An 18,560-nucleotide genomic window follows, 5' to 3' on the forward strand; every position below is an offset into this window, starting at 1 on the left:
TGGCCAGTCTTTCAGGCGGAACGCCTGAGGGGCAGCTTGCCCAACACTGTGCGGGCTGCGGCCACCGCAGCCCGGGCCAGGCGGTTGGCGTGGAAGACGGCGGGCCGGACCGGCATCACGAAGTCACCCACCAGCTGGACCACCTCTCCGCCAAAGCCCTTCTTGAACTCGTAGCCGCCATGGCCTTCCTCGTCCTGCCCGGAGATGCCGAACGTTCCGTAGAAGTTGTACCGCGGGTACCCCTTTTCCAGCGCGTGCAGCATCATGCCCCAGTACAGGGACGTGGCACCGTTGAAGTAGATGTAGTCCTGCACGGTGCCGCCGATGACGCACACCACCTCGTCCCCGTAGCAGACAAAGTGGATGGCGGCCACTGTGGCAACACCCACGGAGTCCGGGAACCGCTCGATGTCCTTCAGGCTCCGCTCGTAGCTGTCCACGAGGTCCTGGACCACCTTGAGCCGGTTGGCCTTTTTCTTGCTGCCGGTCTCTTCCACCTCACGGCGCAGCTCCGCCGCGGTGGCCGATTCCGCGGCCATCCGCTCCGTGATGGACTTCCGGTAGGCCGGGATATCGATCTTGGCCATCATGAGTTTGGTGAACTCCGGGGAGGTGGTCCGGAGCAGGTGCTCGTAGTAGGCGCGTTCGCGGTAGACGAATCCCTTTTCGTCCCCGGCCTTGCTCAGGGCGCCGTAGAACTCGTCCAGGGTTTCCAGCGTGGCCTGTTCCAGGAAGACGCCGTTTTTCTCCGCTTTCCGGATGGCCTTCCGGGTCCGGTAGCTGGTGCCCATGATGAGCTCTTCGGCGTCCTTGATGCCTTCCAGGCTCTTGATGAACATCCAGTTCACGTTGACGAAGTTCATGTCCAGTCCCTGGTGCTGGAACCCCAGCCCGGACAGCCGCGCCACCAGCGGGCGGTTGTCCTCAACTTCGGGGTGTTCAGCGCCGTCAGCGTCGCGGGCGATGTACCTGAGGTTGGGCGAAATCCGGAGCTCCGCAGCTTTGCGTTCGGCCGCGCGCCGGCGGAGGAGTCCGACGACGTCGCGCACCAGCTCGAGGTCCGCATAGTCCATCAGGGGGCCCTTGGCGCATTCACACACCGTGTAACCCAGGCGGGTGGTGGTGTAGTTCAGCTTCCCGGCAGCCACCAGTTCGCCGCCGCGGCGGATGCCGAAAAGCTCCACCTGCTGGCCGCGGGCGCGCTGGAAACGGGCGAAGTCAACGGACTGGAGGAAGCTGTTCTGCGGGTGTTTGACCGCAAAGGCCTCGAACTCTGAGTCGCTGAGGATGGCAAATTCAAGATCGGTGCCGGTGGTGACTGGATTCAAGGGGTTTCCTTATTCACGGTGTGCGGCCAACAGGTAAGCCGCTGGATCAGGGACGGGTGTTGGGGCGCGGCTCTGGTTTACACCGCGCCGGTTCAGCCTTCGGGCCAAGCCTGCGCCAGGGTTGAGGTCAGTAGAACTGCTGGCCGGTCCGCGCTGTTTCAATCCGGCGGAAGACCTTTTCTGCACCGTTGACCCAGAGGCGGTGGCGGAGCGGGGAAAGGATGTAGTCGTGGCAGCCTACAAAGTCCGTGACGGTTTTGGTGAAACTGGTCTTGAACATCCCCATGCCGTACAGGTTGTGGCTCTTGTCCTTGATCCTGGCGGCGGGCGGTGTGCCGCAGAAATCATATTCGGTGCAGCCCAGTTCCTGCATCCGCCGGATGGCTGCCCACTGGACCAGGTGCGAATCGCCGTACTGCTTGCGGTTCTGGGTGGAACCGCCGTCCTTGTACGTTGCCTTGGCGCCGTAGTTGATGACAAACGCGCCCACGCTGGGTTTGCCGTCCTCGTAGACGAAGAAGAAGTTGCCCTGGCCGCGGTTGCAGAACTCATCCCAGAAGGCGGCGTAGTACTCGTAGCTGCGGAGGGGCATGGAGCCCTTGGCTTTCACCGTGTCCGCCATGAGGTCGTAGAGCGCGCGGTAGGTTTCCGGGCCGGGTTCTTTCCGGAGCACCTCGCAGCCTTCCCGTTCGGCGCGCCGGATGGCGTTGCGGGCCCGGGAGGAAATTGCTTTGAAGACTGTTTCTTCGGGGCCGGAAATGTCCAGCAACGCGGTGGAGTCGTTGGACTGGATATTGGGTGCCTTCACCAGCCCGGCGGCGGCCAGGTGCACCTGGGCATCGGCGGAGTCCACAATGTCCGGTTCGATCTTGATGGTGAAGACGTTGAGTTTCCTGCCGCGGACAAAGGCTGCGCAGGCTTCGAGTGCGGCTTTCAGGTCCTCGGCAGCTGCCAGGTCCGGGCCTTTGATGAGGTACCAGAGCCGGCCCATGACCGGGAACTCTTTCTCCAGCACCAGGTTGTAGCTGGCAGAGCCGGGGCTTTCCAGCACCAGGAACCGGACTTTCCAGCCGGCGCCGTTTTTTACCGTCGCGTACGCGGCGGACTGCAGCATGTTGCCGCCGTTCGGGTTGGCCGTGACGTGCTTGTCCCAGTTTTCAATTTCCTCGGCTGTGGCAAAACGTGCGGTGAATTCTCGCAAAGGGGCCGTGTCCAATCGGGGGTTGTGCGCGGTTCTGTACTCGTGGCTGCGTGCGGACATGCAGCCTCAAGTCTAAAGCCTGGCGGCACCGGGGCTTTTCAGGAGGGCGTGCCGGAGCCCTTCCGCCCGTGCTGCCGACGGGTCTGTCGCCTTGACTCCCGGAAGGGTCTTGGCAAGGGTGGAGGCATGCAGCCGTATCCCGGACAGTTGGACCCTTCCCTGGAGGGAAGCGCGGGGAAGAGTGCGGAACGGCCGGGCACCGGCAGGCAGGTCCTGGCGTTGGGGGCCTTCCTGGCCGCATCATTTCTGGTCGCGGGCCTCGGGTCCCTCGCCACCTTCAACAATGTGGACGGCTGGTACGCCACTGCCGACAAGGCGCCCTGGTCACCGCCCAACGGCATTTTCGGCCCGGTGTGGACTTTCCTGTACACGGCGATGGCCGCAGCGGCCTGGCTGGTGTGGCGGAAGCGGGCACCGGGTACGCCGCGCGCCTTGAAGGTTTACGGCGTCCAGCTTGCCCTGAACCTTGCCTGGACCCCGGTGTTCTTCGGCCTCTACCCCTCCATCGGCGGGACTGCACTGTGGCTGGCGCTGGCCATCATCATTGCCCTGATCGTGGCCGTCGCGGTGACGGTGGTGTCCTTCGGCCCCATCAGCCGCACCGCAGGCCTGCTTCTCCTGCCGTACGTGTCCTGGCTGGTGTTCGCCGCAACACTGAACGGATGGGCAGCCCTCAACAACTGACGGGCATCACCGCTGCCCCGGTTGCGGCGGGCGGCGTCAGCACACCGCGACGTTGACGGCGAGGCCGCCCATGGCCGTTTCCTTGTATTTGGAGCTCATGTCCTTGCCGGTCTCGCGCATGGTCACAATGACCTCATCCAGCGAGACCCGGTGCGAACCGTCGCCCCACAGCGCCATCTTCGCGGCGTTGATCGCCTTCGCCGCGGCGATCGCGTTCCGTTCAATGCAGGGCACCTGCACCAGGCCGCCGATCGGGTCGCAGGTCAGGCCCAGGTTGTGTTCCATCGCGATCTCTGCCGCGTTCTCCACCTGGGCCGGGGTCCCGCCCATCACCTCGGCCAGGCCTGCCGCCGCCATGGACGACGCCGAGCCCACCTCGCCCTGGCAGCCCACCTCAGCCCCGGAAATGGACGCCTGCTCCTTGTACAGCACCCCCACAGCCCCGGCAGCGAGCAGGAACTTCACCACCACGTCGTCGCGGTCCTCCTGCGAGGCGTTCTCCATCCCCGGCGCGAAATGCAAAGCGTAAAACAGCACCGCCGGGATGATCCCGGCCGCCCCGTTCGTGGGGGCAGTGACCACCCGCCCGCCGGAGGCGTTCTCCTCATTGACCGCCAGGGCGATCAAGTTAACCCACTCCTGCCAATACTTCTGGTCATAGAAGTCCTCATCCTGGCCCTCGCCGTCCGGCCGTGAACTTTCCTTCTTCAACCGGTCATACCAGTCAGGCGCCCGACGACGGACCTTCAGTCCCCCAGGCAGCACACCTTCGCGCTTCAGGCTGGTGGCCACGCACTCCTCCATCACCGACCAGATATGCAGCAGGCCCTCGCGGATCTCCTTCTCGGACCGGGAGGCTTTCTCATTGACCAGCATGATGTCGGCGATCGAGAGGCCCTTGGACTGGCAGCGGCCCAGGAGTTCAGCGGCGGTGCGGAAGGGCAGCGGCAGTTCCTTCTTGGACTCCTCCAACTGCTGCTGCGCCGCATCTTCCTCGCCCTCACGGACGATGAACCCGCCACCCACAGAAAAGAACGTGGCGGTGTGGAGGATCTCGTCCTCCGCATCAAAGATGGTAAACGTCATGCCGTTGGTGTGCCGCGGGAGAATGGTCAGCGGCCGCAGCACCATGTCCTTCACCCCGTACGGCAGGGGCACCTCACCGGCCAGTTTTAGGATCCCGGTTTCGGCGATAGCGGCCAGCCGTTCCTCCACCTCGTCCGGCAGGATCAGCTCCGGATGGAAGCCCTCCAGCCCCAGCAGGACCGCGGTCATGGTGCCGTGCCCATAGCCCGTCGCTGCAAGGGAACCATAAAGGTCCACCCGCAGCGACGCCACACGGTCCAGGGCTCCGGAGGACTTCAGCTCCTCGGCGAAGACAGCAGCAGCCCGCATCGGCCCGACGGTGTGGGAACTTGAAGGCCCGATCCCGATGGAGAAGAGATCAAAGACACCAACAGCCATGTGCGTAAATCCTTAATAGAGGTTTGGTGCTGCTCGACGGGGGTTAGAGGTCCCCGCCGTTTTTGGACGCGTACTCCTGCGCCGACAGCAGGGGTCCTTCAGACTCGGCAGCTACCTTGAAGAGCCAGCCGGCTCCATAGGGATCGTTGTTGATCAGGGCGGGATCATCCACAACTCCAGTATTGATCTCCACCACCTCACCCGTCACTGGCGAGTACAAATCGGAGACCGACTTCGTAGATTCCACCTCGCCACAGGTCTCCCCTGCCGTCACGGCAGCGCCCACCTCGGGCAGGTCCACGTACACGATGTCGCCGAGGGCCTCCGTAGCGACAGCGGAAATCCCGATCGAAACCAGGTTCCCACCCTCCCGGGCCACCCACTCGTGCTCGTCGGAGTACTGCAAGTCTGCGGCAACTTTTGCCATGTGTTTTTCCTTTGCTTGTTTGTTCGAAACTCTTGTGGCTGGGTTGGGTGCGGCTGTGGGGATTCCTCCGCGTACTGGCTCGTTCCTCGCCTCTGACGTACGCTTCCGAAATCCCCACAGCCGCCAAAGCAGGTTTAGTTTTCGAGGCCTTCAGTTCCATGTAGGAAAACCACGTCACCTGAGTGCCGCAGGCTCCGGTCCTAACAAGCACAACCACCGGACCGGAGCGGCAACCCGACAATTCGAGGGATTCGACCGCCCAAGTTGGTGAGTCGAGCGTCCCCCGGGTTTCGACAGGCTCAACTAACGATTGGTGGCCGGAGCCCGCTAGTCGACACCGACTCCTGACAGGCTCAACCAGCCCGCGTAGGTGAGGTCCGCGGCCCCTTCGGGTGCGGCCTCCGGCAGCGTGCGTCTAAGGGAGCGTCACGTCCGCGCAGCGGGCGTCTTCGCGACCGAGCACGCAGAGGAGGCCGGACCCGACGGGCCAAAGGCGACCACAGCCAGGCACCCAAATAAGCACGCGTGAAAAGTCCGGTCCGGCGGGACCGGACGGAACCAAAGAGGTGCTTACCTGGAGCGCTTGTAGAACGGGAGGTCGACGACTTCGAAAGGCTCTGCCTTGCCGCGGAGATCAACGTCCAGTGCCGTGCCGGGTTCGGTGAACTCCACGTCGACGTATGCCATGGCCACGGGGTAGCCAAGGGTGGGCGAGGGCTGGCCGGAGGTGATTTCGCCGACGACGTTGCCGTCCTTGAGGACCGGGTAGTGGGCGCGGCCGGCGCGGCGGCCCAAGCCCTTGAGCCCGACGAGCCTGCGTCCGGCAGTGCTGCCTGCGCCGGCTTCCCTTTTGGCCGCGAGTGCGGCCTTGCCCACGAAGTCGCCTTCCTTGGACAGCCCGACGACGGCACCCAGGCCTGCCGCGAAGGGGTCGCCCTGCAAAGACAGCTCGTTGCCGTACAGGGGCATCCCCGCTTCGAGACGGAGGGAGTCGCGGGAGGCCAAGCCTGCCGGCGTGAGCTCCCCGTCCTCGGCGATCGCGACGAGCGCCTGCCACAGGCCGGGGGCGTCGTCGTTGGACACAAAGATCTCAAACCCGTCCTCGCCCGTGTAGCCGGTGCGGGCAAGCAGCAAGTCCAGTCCGGCGCCGCCCACGAGGAACGGAACCTCCACGGCGGCGTAGTACTTCAGCTCCGTCACCAGGCTGTGCCGCGCGGCCGGGACCAGGCGGAGCAGCAGCTCCTGCGCCTTCGGGCCCTGGACGGCGATGAGTGAGGTGGCGGCCGAGGCGTCGTTGACCTGGACGTCGAAGGCGGCGGCGCGCTTGGCCAGTTCGCCAGCCACTACGGAGGCGTTGCCGGCGTTGGGAACCACCAGGAAGACGTCCGTGCCGTCAGCAGCCACGGGCCGGCGGTACGTGATGAGGTCATCGATGATGCCGCCGTCCTCGTTGCAGATCAGCGAGTACTTCGCCTTGCCCACTGGCATGGCGGAAATCTTTCCCACCAGCGCGTAGTCCAGGAAGGCAGCCGCGTCCGGCCCGGTCACCCAGACCTCGCCCATGTGGGAGAGGTCGAACAGCCCGGCACTCCTGCGGACGGCATGGTGCTCGGCGAGCTCGGAGCTGTATTTCAGTGGCATCTGCCAGCCGCCGAAGTCGGTAAAGGAGGCACCCAGTTTCTTGTGCTCCTCGTAAAGAGCGGTGTACTTGCCAGGCATGCGGTCAGCCTTCCGAGCCAGTGGTTGAGCTTGTCGAATCCTCGAACTCGGAAAGCGGCGGGCAGGAGCAGATCAGGTTCCGGTCCCCTGCCGCGCCGTCGATGCGGCCCACCGGCGGGAAGTACTTGTCCTGCTTGAGCGACTTCACCGGGAACACTGCCTGTTCGCGCGGGTAGGCACGGTCCCAGTCGCTGCTGATGGCGGCGGCCGCGGTGTGCGGGGCGTTGCGCAGCGGGCTGTCCGCCACGGAGAAGTCGCCGTGAGCCACCTGGTCGATTTCGGCGCGGATGGAGATCATGGCCTCGATGAAGCGGTCGATCTCGCCGAGGTCCTCGGATTCGGTGGGTTCCACCATCAGGGTCCCCGCCACCGGGAACGCCAGGGTGGGGGCGTGGAAGCCGTAGTCGATAAGGCGCTTGGCCACGTCCTCCGCCGTGACGCCGGTCTTGGCCGTCAGCTCGCGCAGGTCCAGGATGCATTCGTGCGCTACCAGGCCGCCTTCACCGGTGTAGAGGACCGGGAAGAAGTCGTTCAGCCGGGCGGCGACGTAGTTCGCGGCGAGCAGAGCGGACTTGGTGGCCTCGGTGAGGCCCTGGCCGCCCATCAGCTTCACGTAGGCCCAGGAGATGGGCAGCACGCCAGCGGAGCCGTACTTGGATGCGGAAATCGGGACGTCGTTGCCTTCCGTCCACGTGGCCGCATTGCCGGGCATAAACGGTGCGAGGTGTGCCTTGGCAGCAACGGGGCCGACGCCGGGTCCGCCGCCGCCATGCGGGATGCAGAAGGTCTTGTGCAGGTTCAGGTGGGACACGTCGCCGCCAAACTTGCCCGGCTGTGCCAAACCGACCAGGGCGTTCAGATTCGCCCCGTCAATGTACACCTGGCCGCCGGCCGCGTGAACAGCGTCGCAGACTTCGCGGACGTCAGCGTCGTAGACACCGTGGGTGGACGGGTAGGTGATCATGATGCAGGACAGGGCGTCTTTGTGGGCCTCGATCTTGGAGTACAGATCGGCGTGGTCGATAGTGCCGTCCGGCGCCGTGGCCACCACAACAACCTTCATGCCCGCGAGCACAGCCGACGCGGCGTTCGTGCCGTGTGCCGACGCCGGGATGAGGCACACGTTGCGCTGCTGGTCGCCCCGGGAGTGGTGGTAGCCGCGGATGGCCAGCAGGCCGGCGAGTTCGCCCTGGGAGCCTGCGTTGGGCTGGATGGATACCTGGTCGTACCCGGTGATCTCGGTCAGCTGTGCTTCCAGGTCCGCGATCAGCTCGCGCCAGCCTTCGGTCTGGGAGTCCGGGGCGAACGGGTGGATGGAGGCGAACTCGGGCCAGGAAATGGCTTCCATCTCGGCCGTGGCGTTCAGCTTCATGGTGCAGGAACCCAGCGGGATCATGGTGCGGTCCAGCGCCAGGTCACGGTCGCTGAGCTTCCGGATGTAGCGCAGCAGCTGCGTTTCGGAACGGTGCGTATTGAACACCGGGTGCTGCAGGAAGTCCGAGGAACGTTCGACGGCGGCGTCCAGGGCAAAACCGTCCGTCACCTGAACCCGCCCGGCATCAAAGGCTTCGAGGACGGCGTCGACAATTGCCGGCGTCGTGGTTTCATCAGTGGAAAAGCCCACCGTGTCCGCGTCAATGCTGCGCAGGTTGATGCCCCTGGCCTCGGCGGCGGCGACAATGCCCGCGGCCTTGCCTGGAACGGAGACCGTGACAGTGTCGAAGAAGCTGGTGTGCAGCACGTCGAGTCCGGCGGCCTTGAGGGAAGCCGCGAGGGTCGTGGCGTGCGTGTGGGCGGACCGGGCGATTGCCTTCAGGCCTTCCGGGCCGTGGTACACCGCGTACATGGAGGCCACGATGGCCAGCAGCGCCTGGGCCGTGCAAATGTTGGACGTGGCCTTCTCGCGGCGGATGTGCTGCTCGCGCGTCTGCAGGGCCAGACGGTAGGCAGGTACGCCGGCGTTGTCCTTGGAGACGCCCACCAGGCGGCCGGGCATGGAGCGCTCCAGGCCCTTCTGGACCGCCATGTAGGCGGCGTGCGGGCCACCGTAGAACAGCGGCACGCCGAAGCGCTGGGCTGAGCCGACAGCGATGTCCGCGCCCTGCTCACCGGGAGGTGTGATGAGGGTGAGGGCCAGGAGGTCGGCGGCAACTGTGACCAGGGCACCGCGTTCCTTCGCCTCAGCGATGACGGCGGTGTGGTCGAAGACCCGGCCGGAGGCGCCGGGCTGCTGGAGGACGACGCCGTTGATGGCGCCGTCGGGCAGTCCCTTAGCGAGGTCGGCAACCTCCACCTCAAAGCCGAGCGCCTCGGCGCGGCCCTTGACGATGGCGATGGTCTGCGGCAGGCAGTCGGCGTCCAACACCGTCTTGCCGTCCCGGGCATCCTTGTTCTTATTCGCGCGGCGCATCATGAGCACGGCCTCGGCCACGGCAGTGGCTTCGTCCAGCAGGGAAGCATTGGCGATGGGCAGTCCCACCAGGTCCTGGACCATGGTCTGGAAGTTCAGCAGCGCCTCTAGCCGGCCCTGCGAGATTTCCGGCTGGTAGGGCGTGTACGCGGTGTACCAGGCGGGGCCCTCAAGGATGTTGCGGCGGATCACCGGGGGCGTCACGGTGTCGTAGTAGCCCTGGCCGATCATCTGCACAGCGGTCTTGTTCTTCGCGGCGAGCCGGCGCAGTTCAGCGAGCGCCTCCACCTCGCTCAGGGCGCCGGCCAGTTCCAGTGCCGAGTCCTGGCGGATGTCCTTGGGAACGGCGGTGTCAACCAGCGCGTCCACCGTGTCGTAACCCACGGCCTTGAGCATGGTGTCGACGTCGGCCTGCCGCCGGGCACCGATGTGCCGGTCAACGAACGTGGCAGCCGGAGCAGTGGCGGCGGTGGCCGGAATGGCGGCGGCTGGGGAGGCAGAGGCCGCGATGGCGGAGGCTGGGGAGGCGGAGGCCGGAATAGCAGTCACGAGGAACTCCATACATAAGGCGGCGCAGGGTACGCCACATCGATTCGGGTCCTCCCCGCTCTGTAACTGGACCTGAGAGTTTCCGCGTTGCCCGCTTTCCGCAGGCCCCGCTTGCACCGTCGGTGAGCACGGCAGTCCAGGCGTCCGGTACGGGATGGCCAGGCGGACAGCGTGCTGCTTTCCAGAGGTGCCTCGCCGCGGCGGTACATGGGCCTGTGAGATTCCTGGGGAGGTATTGCTCCTACGGCGCCTGCTTGTACCTTCTGGCAGAACTCTCCCGCCGCAGATCAAAGGCTATTCAATTAGTTGTTTTTGATGGCGGCCGCAAGGGCCGGCGCATGCACCAATTCTCCTATGCCGCCGTCCCCGGGGCAAATGAACGGCTAGCCCCGCAGCCGTTCCACGGCCGCCAGCAGTTCGTTTACATCCGCTTCCCGGTTTCCGGCATTTCCGGACGGGCCGCTCTCCCACATGGCGTTGAAGTACAGCCCGTCCCCCATGTAGAGCACAGCTTTCGCCATGGCCGGGCCCACATCCTTGCCGATGAGCTCCAGCCACTGCTGCTGGATGGCGGCGAAGCGGCGCCGGGCTTCCTCGTGCGCCACTTCGGCGAGGCGCGTCGCGGCAACGAAGGACCTGTCCATGGGGGTGTCCGACCAGAGCGATGACCGGATGAAATAGGCAGCAGCGCCTTCGGGCGCCGCCGCCATTGCATCGAGGTCCTCCCCCGCCAGGCGGTCCAGCCGCTCCAGGGTGGCCGCGATCAGCGTTTCCTTGTTCGGAAAGTGGTATAGCAGCCCGCCCTTGGAAACGCCTGCCCGTTTCGCCACCGCATCCAGGGTGGCGGCACGTTCCCCCACGTCGATGAGGAGTTCTTCAAAGGCATCGAGCACTGCATCCCGTGCCACGGGTTTTCTGGCCATGGTTCCAATCATGCATTGTCGCGTCGGAGTTTCTTAACTGTACCGTCCGGACGGTATAGTTAACTTATGACCGCTCCCTCCGCACCCCAGCAAGACCGCACCCGCCTGAACGCCGCAGCGAATCAGCCGGCGGCTCGGCGACGAGGTACCCGGCGGGACTGGCTCGCGCTGGGACTGCTGATGTTCCCGGTCCTCCTCGTCGCCGTCGACAACACCGCACTGACGTTTGCGCTGCCCGCAATTGCCCGCGCCCTGGACACCTCAGGCGTCGAACTGCTCTGGATCGTGGACGCCTACCCGCTGGTACTGGCGGGGCTGCTCGTGGCCATGGGAAGCCTGGGTGACCGGATCGGACGGCGACGGCTGCTGATCATCGGCAGCATCGGCTTCGCGGCAGTGTCAGCCGCAACGGCCTTCGCCCCCGGCTCCAGCTGGCTGATAGCCGGCCGCGCCGCCCTGGGCCTTTTCGGCGCGATGCTGATGCCCTCCACGCTGTCCCTGATCCGCAACATCTTCCCGGACCCCAACCGCCGCCGGCTGGCCATCGCCATCTGGGCCGCCGGGTTCTCCGGCGGCGCCGCCCTGGGTCCGATCTTCGGCGGCTGGCTGGTGGAACAGTTCTGGTGGGGAGCGGTTTTCCTGGTGGCGGTGCCCATCATGCTGCCGCTGCTGGCCTTCGGCCCGGCGTTCATTCCGGAATCCCGCGACCCCTCGCCGGGCAGGGCGGATGCGCCGAGCATCCTGCTCTCACTCCTGACCATGGTGCCGCTGGTGTATGGCATCAAGGGATACGCCACCGAAGGCCCGGGCCCGCTGGCACTGGGAAGCATAGCTTTCGGGCTGGCCATGGGCGCTGCCTTTGTCCGCCGCCAGCACCGGCTGGACAGCCCCCTGCTGGACATGTCCCTGTTCCGCAACCAGGTGTTCAGCATGGCCATCACGGCGAACGTCCTGGCCCTGTTCTCCTTCAACGGCTTTATCCTCTTCCTGGCCCAGCACCTGCAACTCCTTGAGGGCATGTCCCCTTCGGCGGCAGGAATGGCCATGATTCCAGCCCTGGTCGCCACTGTGGCGGCGGGCCTGGCCGTGGTGCCGCTGGTCCGGAAGATCCGCCCCGGTTTCGTGGTGGGCGCCGGACTCGGCATGAGCGCCACCGGGTACAGCCTGGTGACGTTCGGCAGCCATTCCAACGGGCCGGCGCTCCTGCTCGCAGCGCTGCTGGTCCTGGCGCTGGGCGTGGGGACGGCGGAAACCATCTCCAATGACCTCATCCTGGGCAGCGTGCCGGCGGAAAAATCCGGTGCGGCGTCGGCCATCTCCGAGACGGGGTACGAGGTGGGCGCCCTGCTGGGCACCGCCGTGCTGGGTTCGATCCTCACGGCCTCCTACCAGCACAACCTGCACCTGCCGGCCGGCGTCGCGGAAGCTGCCGGCGGCGCCGGCACCGCCCATGCCGGCGAGACCCTGGCCGGAGCCATGGAGCTGGCAGCGGGGCTGCCTGCTCCCCTGGCGGACGCCGTCCGGCAGGCTGCCGGCTCAGCCTTCGATTCGGGGGTGCACGTCACTGCGGCGATCGGGCTGGTACTGATGGCGACGGCGGCAGTACTTGCCGCCGTCGTCCTGCGGAAAGTGCCCAAGGCCGGATAGGGCAGCGCGCCGCCTGAATGCTTCCCGGCACAACGCAGCGCCCGGCTCCGGACAGAAGTCCGGAGCCGGGCGCTGGCTGGTGACGTGTGCCGGAACGGGCTACTTCGCGTCGGGGGCGGTGACGCTCGCGGTGGCCTTCATGGTCTCGGCATTGACCATCCATGCGAACTGCTCGAGTTTGGCAATGAATTCGTGCAGGAGATCCGCGGTGGTGGGGTCTTCCTCATCCACCTCGTCATGGACCTTGCGCATGGTGCCTACCGCAGCCTCAAGGGCGGCAACAATGCGCTCGATCGCGTCCTTGGTACTGATGAGCCCCTCGGGAAAAGGAGCGAGGCTGGTGGATTCAGCCACGGTGGAGCTGCGCCCGTCCGGCAGGGCGTGCAGTGCCCGCATCCGCTCGGCAGCGTCGTCTGCGAACTGGCGGGCAGCGTCCACGATCTCATCCAGCTGCAGGTGGAGGTCACGGAAGTTGGTTCCCACGATGTTCCAGTGGGCCTGCTTGCCCTGGATGTGCAGTTCGATCAGGTCCGCGAGCACAGCCTGCAGGTTGTTGGTCAGTGTCGGTGAAGCTTTCATGCATCCTCCTCGATTGGTCCAGTAATCCCGACGCTACCAGCCCGACACCCTGCAACAGAGGGGCGTGCGGCAATTTCTCAGTGAGCTTACTAATTCCGCATCGACCGACACAAAAGAACGGGATTCATATTTCCCCTTGCATCCGCGCCCGTCGCACCTCATACTAAATGAACGTCATTCATTTAGTGACCACCGTCTCACTGGAGTAGCAAACATGATTGAAATTTCCTGCCTCGGCGCACCCGCTTCCCTGGCCCGGACAACGCCGTCCACCCGGCCCGCCCTGCGGGTCGGCGTGGTCCAGCACCGGTGGCAAGCGGACGCCGCCGCCGTCGAGGCCGAACTGGACGAGGGCATCGGCCGGGCCGCCCGGCTGGGAGCCTCCGTGGTCTTCCTGCCGGAGCTGACGCTTTCGCGCTACCCGGCAGACACCCGCCCTCACAACGACCCGTCCGAGGGGCCCACCCGGACCCGGCCCTCGGACACCGCAGAAGACCTGCTCACCGGTCCCACCTTCCGCTTCGCCGCCGAAGCTGCCCGCCGCCATGGGGTGTCCGTACATGCATCCCTGTACCAGCGTGCCGCGGATCCGGACGGCACGGACGACGGCCTGGGCTTGAACACCGCCATCCTGGTCTCCCCTGAAGGAGAGCTCCTGGCCCGGACGCACAAGCTCCACATCCCCGTCACCGCCGGATACTACGAGGACAAGTTCTTCCGCCAGGGACCCGCCGCCTCAGACGCCTACGAAGTCCACGCTCCCGCGGAACTGGGCGGCGCCCGGCTGGGAATGCCCACATGCTGGGACGAATGGTTCCCCGAGGTTGCCCGGCTGTACTCCCTGGGCGGGGCGGAAATCCTGGTTTACCCCACCGCTATCGGCTCCGAACCGGACCACCCGGACTTCGACACCCAGCCGCTGTGGCAGCAGGTCATCGTGGGCAACGGCATCGCCAACGGCCTGTTTATGATCGCCCCGAACCGCTGGGGCAGCGAAGGGACCCTGAACTTCTACGGCTCCTCCTTCATCTCCGACCCGTACGGCCGAATCCTTGCCCAGGCGCCGCGGGACGAGTCCGCTGTCCTCGTGGCGGACCTCGACCTGGACCAGCGGAAGGACTGGCTGACCCTGTTCCCGTTCCTGGCCACCCGCCGCCCGGACACTTACGCCCGGCTCACCGAACCCGTGCGCCCAAACGAACTCCTGGGCGGCGAGCGCGGCTTCGCAGAGGCCTGCTCATGACCGCCCCGCAGCAGGCCGCAGCCGGCACCGGACAGTGGCGGATGCCCGCCGAAACTGCCCGCCAGGAGCGGCTGTGGATGGCTTTCCCCGCCGGCGGCTACACCCTTGGTGAATCCTCGGAGGCCGCCCATGCGGCCAGGTCCACCTGGGCTGCCGTGGCGAACGCCGCCGTCGAGTTCCAGCCGGTCACCATGGTGGTGGATCCCGACGACGTCGACACGGCCGCCGCCTACCTGCACCCTGACGTCGAGGTGCTTGCCGCCCCGTTGAATGATGCGTGGATGCGCGACATCGGGCCCACCTTCGTGCTGGACGGCGACGGCCGGCTCGGTGCCGTGGACTGGGTGTTCAACGGCTGGGGCGGCCAGGACTGGGCGCAGTGGGACAAGGACGCGCTGATCGCCGGCGAGGTGGCCGGCAGGTCCGGCGCCCGGCACATCGTGTCGGCGCTGGTGAACGAGGGCGGCGGCATCCAAGTGGACGGCCAGGGAACCGTGCTGGTGACCGAAACCGTGCAGCTGGATCCGGGCCGCAATCCGGGCCTCAGCCGGGCCGACGTCGAGCAGGAACTGGCCCGCACCATCGGTGCCACCCATGTGGTGTGGCTGCCGCGCGGCCTGACCCGTGACTCCGAGCGGTTCGGCACCCGCGGCCACGTGGACATTGTGGCCGCGATCCCCTCGCCCGGCACGCTCCTGGTCCACTCGCAGGAGAACCCGGAGCACCCCGACTTCGAGGTCTCCCGGGAAATCATTGACTTCCTCCGGGGCACCACCGACGCCGCCGGCAGGCAGTGGAAGATTATTGAAGTCCCCGCCCCGGAAACCCTGCGGGATGACGAGGGCTTCGTGGACTACAGCTACATCAACCACGTGGTGGTCAACGGCGGCGTTATCGCATGCAGCTTCAATGACCCCCAGGACGACAAGGCCCTGCAGATCCTTGCGGAGGCCTACCCCGGACGGCGTATTGTCGCCATCGACGCACGCGAGCTTTTTGCCCGCGGCGGGGGGATCCACTGCATCACCCAACAGCAGCCCGCTGCCTCCCAGAAAGTGGTGCCATGACAGAAACCATCCGCACCGGCGCCTCCGCCGGCGGAGCCGGAAAGCCGGCAAACCCCTCCGGAGTCTCCCCCAAGGGTCTGAAGGGCGGGCAGCTGGGACTCCTCGCCGTGGTTGTCCTTGGTATCTCCACCATCGCCCCGGCCTACACGCTCACCAGCGCGCTGGGACCCACCGTCAACGAAGCCGGACTGCAGCTGCCCGTCATTTTCCTCATCGGGTTCATCCCGATGATCCTGGTGTCCCTGGCCTACCGGGAACTCAATGCCGACTCCCCGGACAGCGGCACCACCTTCACATGGGTCACCAAAGCGTTCGGGCCCTGGGTGGGCTGGATGGGCGGGTGGGGCCTGCTCGCAGCCAACATCATCGTCCTGTCCAACCTGGCCGGGGTGGCCGTCGACTTCTTCTACCTCTTCCTCTCCCAGCTCACCGGTTCAGCTGAACTGGCTGACCTCGCGGCCGACAAGCCGCTGAATGTGCTGACCTGCTTTGTGTTTGTAGCGCTTGCGGTGTGGGTCAGCTACCGGGGCCTGCACACCACCAAGCTGGTCCAGTACGGACTGGTGGGGTTCCAGCTGCTGGTGCTGGGCCTGTTCGTGGGCATGGCGTTCGCCAACTGGTCCACCTCCGAAACGGCCATTCCCTTCAGCTGGGAATGGTTCGACGTCACGAAGATCGAAACGTTCGGCCAGGTGGCCGCCGGGATCTCGCTGTCCATCTTTGTGTACTGGGGCTGGGACGTCTGCCTCACGGTCAATGAGGAAACGGCGAACGGCAAAAAGACTGCCGGCCTCGCCGGTACCCTGACGGCCCTGATCGTCCTGGCGATCTACCTGCTGGTCAGCATCGCCACCATGATGTTTGCCGGCGTCGGAGATACCGGCAACGGGTTGAACAACACCGAAATCCACGAGAACATCTTCACCGCCCTGGCCTCCCCCATCATGGGCCCGTTCGCCATCCTGATGTCCCTGGCGGTGCTCTCCAGCTCCGCCGCCTCGCTCCAGTCCACGTTTATGTCGCCGTCGCGCAGCCTGCTCGCCATGGCCCACTACGGGGCGTTGCCGGAGCCGTTCAGCCGGGTGAGCAAGCGCTTTGCGACGCCGGGCTACGCCACCGTTGCCGCCGGCATCCTGTCCGCGGGATTCTACGCCGTGATGCACGTGGTCAGCGAAAACGTCCTGAACGACACCATCCTGGCGCTGGGCCTGATGATCTGCTTCTACTACGGGCTGACGGCGATCGCCTGCGCCTGGTACTTCCGGAACAGCGTCTTCAGCAACCTCCGCAACTTCATCCTGCGGTTGCTCTGCCCCGTGCTGGGCGGCGTGGGCCTGTTCGTGGTGTTCCTGCAGACCGCCGTGGACAGCTGGGCTCCCGAATTCGGCAGCGGCTCCGAAGTGTTCGGCGTGGGCCTGGTGTTCGTCCTCGGGGTGGGCATCCTTGCCCTCGGCGCGGTCTTTATGCTGGTGATGTCCCGGGTTCGGCCCGGCTTCTTCCGCGGCGAAACCCTGAAGCAGGACACCCCGGCCCTGGTGGTCCCGGAGTAGGAGTCCTGCCCCCCCAGCCAAAAAGGTGCCGCACCCCGGATCAGCGGGGTGCGGCACCTTTTTGTGGTTACCGCTGCGGAGTTATCGCTTGGCAGTGGGTCGCTGTGCGGTATCCGTCACCAGAAGTGGGCGACGTCCACCACCAGCCGTGATCCGGACCCCGGGCCGTCCAGTGTCAGGACCCGGAAGGGCAGCCGGGCGCGGACGCCCAGGCCAAGGGTGGTGTAGCCCTCAAAGCTGCCTGCCCAGGCCACCTGGCGGAAGGTCTGGTAGCCCGCGACGTTGGACAATTCGGCCTGGTTGGCCGGGGTGTACGTCGGGGTGCCTTTCTCTATGTCATAGGACGGGGCTGTCACGGTGACCTGGAGCGACGCCTGCCCACGCAAAGGAACCGGGTTTCCGGAACCGTCCTGTGTCACTTGGCCAACGTAACGGACGTTGTAGCCGTCGACATGGCCCTTGAGGTCAATCACCAGCCGGTCGAAGCAGTAGTGCCGCCCGGTCCGGACGTTGGTGACTGAGGCTGCGCTTAGGGTTTCAACGGCTTTCGCCTTGGATCCCCAAACCAGTCCGCAATACGAGGTGGTTGCCGAGGCGGGCCCCGGAACCAGGATTCCCAGCCCGACGGCCATAAAGAGGGCCGTGAGCCAGATGAGGAGTTTTTTCATTGTGGGTGCCATCCAAAGGAAGTGGTGCGGTTGGATAGCTCAAGCGTAGGAGTGTCAGCTGCCCGAAACGAGGGCTGTAGCCGCTTCGGCGCGGAACCGTAAGGAACGCCTGGTCCGGGTCACGCCCCTGTAAATCCGGCGCTGGTTTTCCGCCGTCCTTTACCCTTCCGGTGCCGTTTCTGGACCCGTCCGTTACGCGGGATAACGGGGTGCTGGAGAAAGGGAACAGCGCCGGCCGCCCGAGGGGCTGCCGGCGCTGTTGTGCGCTGTATTGGGGGTGCCGGTTCAGCCTTCGCATTCGCGGCAGTACTTCATGCCGTTCTTTTCGCGGGCCACCTGGGACCGGTGGCGGACCAGGAAGCACGATGAGCAGGTGAATTCGTCTGACTGCTCGGGAACAACGATGACAGTCAGTTCCTCGTTGGAAAGATCGGCGCCGGGCAGGTCGATGCCCTCGGCCGTGTCGTTTTCGTCAACGTCGATAACAGCCGTCTGCGCGTTGCCGCCGCGTGACGCCTGGAGGGCCTCCAGGGAGTCTGCGGGGGACTCTTCTTCCTGCTTGCGTGGAGCATCGTAATCGGTAGCCATAGCGTGTTCACTTTCGTTGCTGCACAGCGCCATTTCAGGCACCTCAGTGAAGCAGTTTAGGTCATAATGCCCTCACCCGCGCAATAGTGTGTTCAACCAGACAATCCAGGCTGCCGGGCCGCGGTTTCCCGGTGCTTTTCGCGGGCCTGTTCCATTCCTGCGGCCACTCCGCTGAGGGCCGGCAGCCAGCCCCATCGGCTGGCATCCGCCATGGCACCTTCAGCATGCTCCGGGGTTTCGAAGAAGAAGGTTTCCGCCAGCCAGGCCCGGACCCGGGCGGGAAATTGTGTTGTCATGCCGTGAGGCTACGCAGCCAATGTTGTGGGGGCGTTTCGTGCTGGTCTCATGCAGATTAATCCGCAATGCCACGGACCGGACAGGCAGCTTTAAAAAGAAGTTGTTGACCCTTCCAGGGGCCGATCCTACAATCGCGGCATCGGTATTCCCGCTGGA

16 protein-coding genes and 1 riboswitch are annotated in these 18,560 nt (G+C 65.6%); of the genes, 5 read left to right on the top strand and 11 right to left on the bottom strand.

Translation table 11 applies throughout. From position 1 onward, the window contains the following. Nucleotides 1-11: 11 nt before the first annotated feature. Together AC3A4Z_RS20075 and AC3A4Z_RS20080 are read right to left on the bottom strand one after the other, a co-directional pair. Entirely contained in the window at nt 12-1,328 is a 1,317-nt protein-coding gene (locus AC3A4Z_RS20075) for a peptidoglycan bridge formation glycyltransferase FemA/FemB family protein (protein ID WP_498713705.1), read from the bottom strand. A gap of 127 nt (nt 1,329-1,455) precedes the next feature. Further along, nucleotides 1,456-2,589: a lipid II:glycine glycyltransferase FemX gene (locus AC3A4Z_RS20080; protein ID WP_498713709.1), complete on the bottom strand. Its 1,134-nt coding sequence runs from the start codon at nt 2,587-2,589 to the stop codon at nt 1,456-1,458. Nucleotides 2,590-2,715: 126 nt separating this feature from the next. Between AC3A4Z_RS20080 and AC3A4Z_RS20085 the strand changes: the two genes are divergently transcribed. Then, entirely contained in the window at nt 2,716-3,273 is a 558-nt protein-coding gene (locus AC3A4Z_RS20085; protein WP_498713710.1) for a TspO/MBR family protein, read from the top strand. 36 nt (nt 3,274-3,309) lie between these two features. Here AC3A4Z_RS20085 and AC3A4Z_RS20090 read toward each other — a convergent pair whose 3' ends face one another. From AC3A4Z_RS20090 to AC3A4Z_RS20110, 5 genes are all read right to left on the bottom strand, one after another. Beyond that, entirely contained in the window at nt 3,310-4,737 is a 1,428-nt protein-coding gene (locus AC3A4Z_RS20090) for an L-serine ammonia-lyase (protein ID WP_498713711.1), read from the bottom strand. A 43-nt stretch (nt 4,738-4,780) separates the two neighbouring features. Then, the gene (gene gcvH / locus AC3A4Z_RS20095; RefSeq protein ID WP_498713713.1) at nt 4,781-5,164 is read right to left on the bottom strand and encodes a glycine cleavage system protein GcvH; all 384 of its coding nucleotides are present in this window, start codon (nt 5,162-5,164) and stop codon (nt 4,781-4,783) included. A gap of 570 nt (nt 5,165-5,734) precedes the next feature. After that, entirely contained in the window at nt 5,735-6,883 is a 1,149-nt protein-coding gene (gene gcvT / locus AC3A4Z_RS20100) for a glycine cleavage system aminomethyltransferase GcvT (RefSeq protein ID WP_498713715.1), read from the bottom strand. Between the two features lie 4 nt (nt 6,884-6,887). Next, entirely contained in the window at nt 6,888-9,854 is a 2,967-nt protein-coding gene (gcvP, locus tag AC3A4Z_RS20105; protein WP_498713717.1) for an aminomethyl-transferring glycine dehydrogenase, read from the bottom strand. A gap of 179 nt (nt 9,855-10,033) precedes the next feature. Next, nucleotides 10,034-10,132, bottom strand: a riboswitch (glycine riboswitch). A 93-nt stretch (nt 10,133-10,225) separates the two neighbouring features. Further along, complete coding sequence (locus AC3A4Z_RS20110; protein WP_498713718.1) at nt 10,226-10,765, bottom strand: TetR/AcrR family transcriptional regulator; 540 nt, start codon at nt 10,763-10,765, stop codon at nt 10,226-10,228. 66 nt (nt 10,766-10,831) lie between these two features. Between AC3A4Z_RS20110 and AC3A4Z_RS20115 the strand changes: the two genes are divergently transcribed. Continuing rightward, nucleotides 10,832-12,412: an MFS transporter gene (locus AC3A4Z_RS20115; RefSeq protein WP_498713720.1), complete on the top strand. Its 1,581-nt coding sequence runs from the start codon at nt 10,832-10,834 to the stop codon at nt 12,410-12,412. A 99-nt stretch (nt 12,413-12,511) separates the two neighbouring features. On the opposite strand, the gene AC3A4Z_RS20120 is transcribed toward AC3A4Z_RS20115, so the two are convergent. After that, nucleotides 12,512-12,991, bottom strand: a complete 480-nt coding sequence (locus AC3A4Z_RS20120; protein WP_307279294.1) for a Dps family protein — start codon at nt 12,989-12,991, stop codon at nt 12,512-12,514. A gap of 214 nt (nt 12,992-13,205) precedes the next feature. Here AC3A4Z_RS20120 and AC3A4Z_RS20125 point away from each other — a divergent pair, with 214 nt between their 5' ends. The 3 genes from AC3A4Z_RS20125 to AC3A4Z_RS20135 are packed head-to-tail and all read left to right on the top strand — an operon-like array spanning nt 13,206 to nt 16,851. Next, nucleotides 13,206-14,234, top strand: coding sequence for a nitrilase-related carbon-nitrogen hydrolase (locus tag AC3A4Z_RS20125; RefSeq protein ID WP_498713724.1), 1,029 nt, complete (start codon nt 13,206-13,208; stop codon nt 14,232-14,234). 41 nt (nt 14,235-14,275) lie between these two features. After that, nucleotides 14,276-15,301, top strand: a complete 1,026-nt coding sequence (locus AC3A4Z_RS20130; protein ID WP_498713748.1) for an agmatine deiminase family protein — start codon at nt 14,276-14,278, stop codon at nt 15,299-15,301. After that, nucleotides 15,298-16,851: an APC family permease gene (locus AC3A4Z_RS20135; RefSeq protein ID WP_498713726.1), complete on the top strand. Its 1,554-nt coding sequence runs from the start codon at nt 15,298-15,300 to the stop codon at nt 16,849-16,851. Before AC3A4Z_RS20130 ends, AC3A4Z_RS20135 begins: the two co-directional genes overlap by 4 nt. A gap of 116 nt (nt 16,852-16,967) precedes the next feature. On the opposite strand, the gene AC3A4Z_RS20140 is transcribed toward AC3A4Z_RS20135, so the two are convergent. The 3 genes from AC3A4Z_RS20140 to AC3A4Z_RS20150 form a co-directional block, all read right to left on the bottom strand. Then, nucleotides 16,968-17,519 carry an AMIN-like domain-containing (lipo)protein gene (locus tag AC3A4Z_RS20140; RefSeq protein ID WP_493972069.1) on the bottom strand — a complete coding sequence of 184 codons (552 nt, stop codon included), beginning with the start codon at nt 17,517-17,519 and terminating at the stop codon, nt 16,968-16,970. Between the two features lie 285 nt (nt 17,520-17,804). Continuing rightward, entirely contained in the window at nt 17,805-18,107 is a 303-nt protein-coding gene (locus AC3A4Z_RS20145) for a DUF4193 domain-containing protein (RefSeq protein WP_050056290.1), read from the bottom strand. A gap of 92 nt (nt 18,108-18,199) precedes the next feature. Next, a complete protein-coding gene (locus AC3A4Z_RS20150; protein WP_493972068.1) occupies nt 18,200-18,403 on the bottom strand; it encodes a hypothetical protein in 204 nt (67 codons plus the stop codon). Between the last annotated feature and the right edge of the window lie 157 nt (nt 18,404-18,560).

The sequence above is a fragment of the Arthrobacter sp. Soil_C_49 genome (assembly GCF_057656635.1).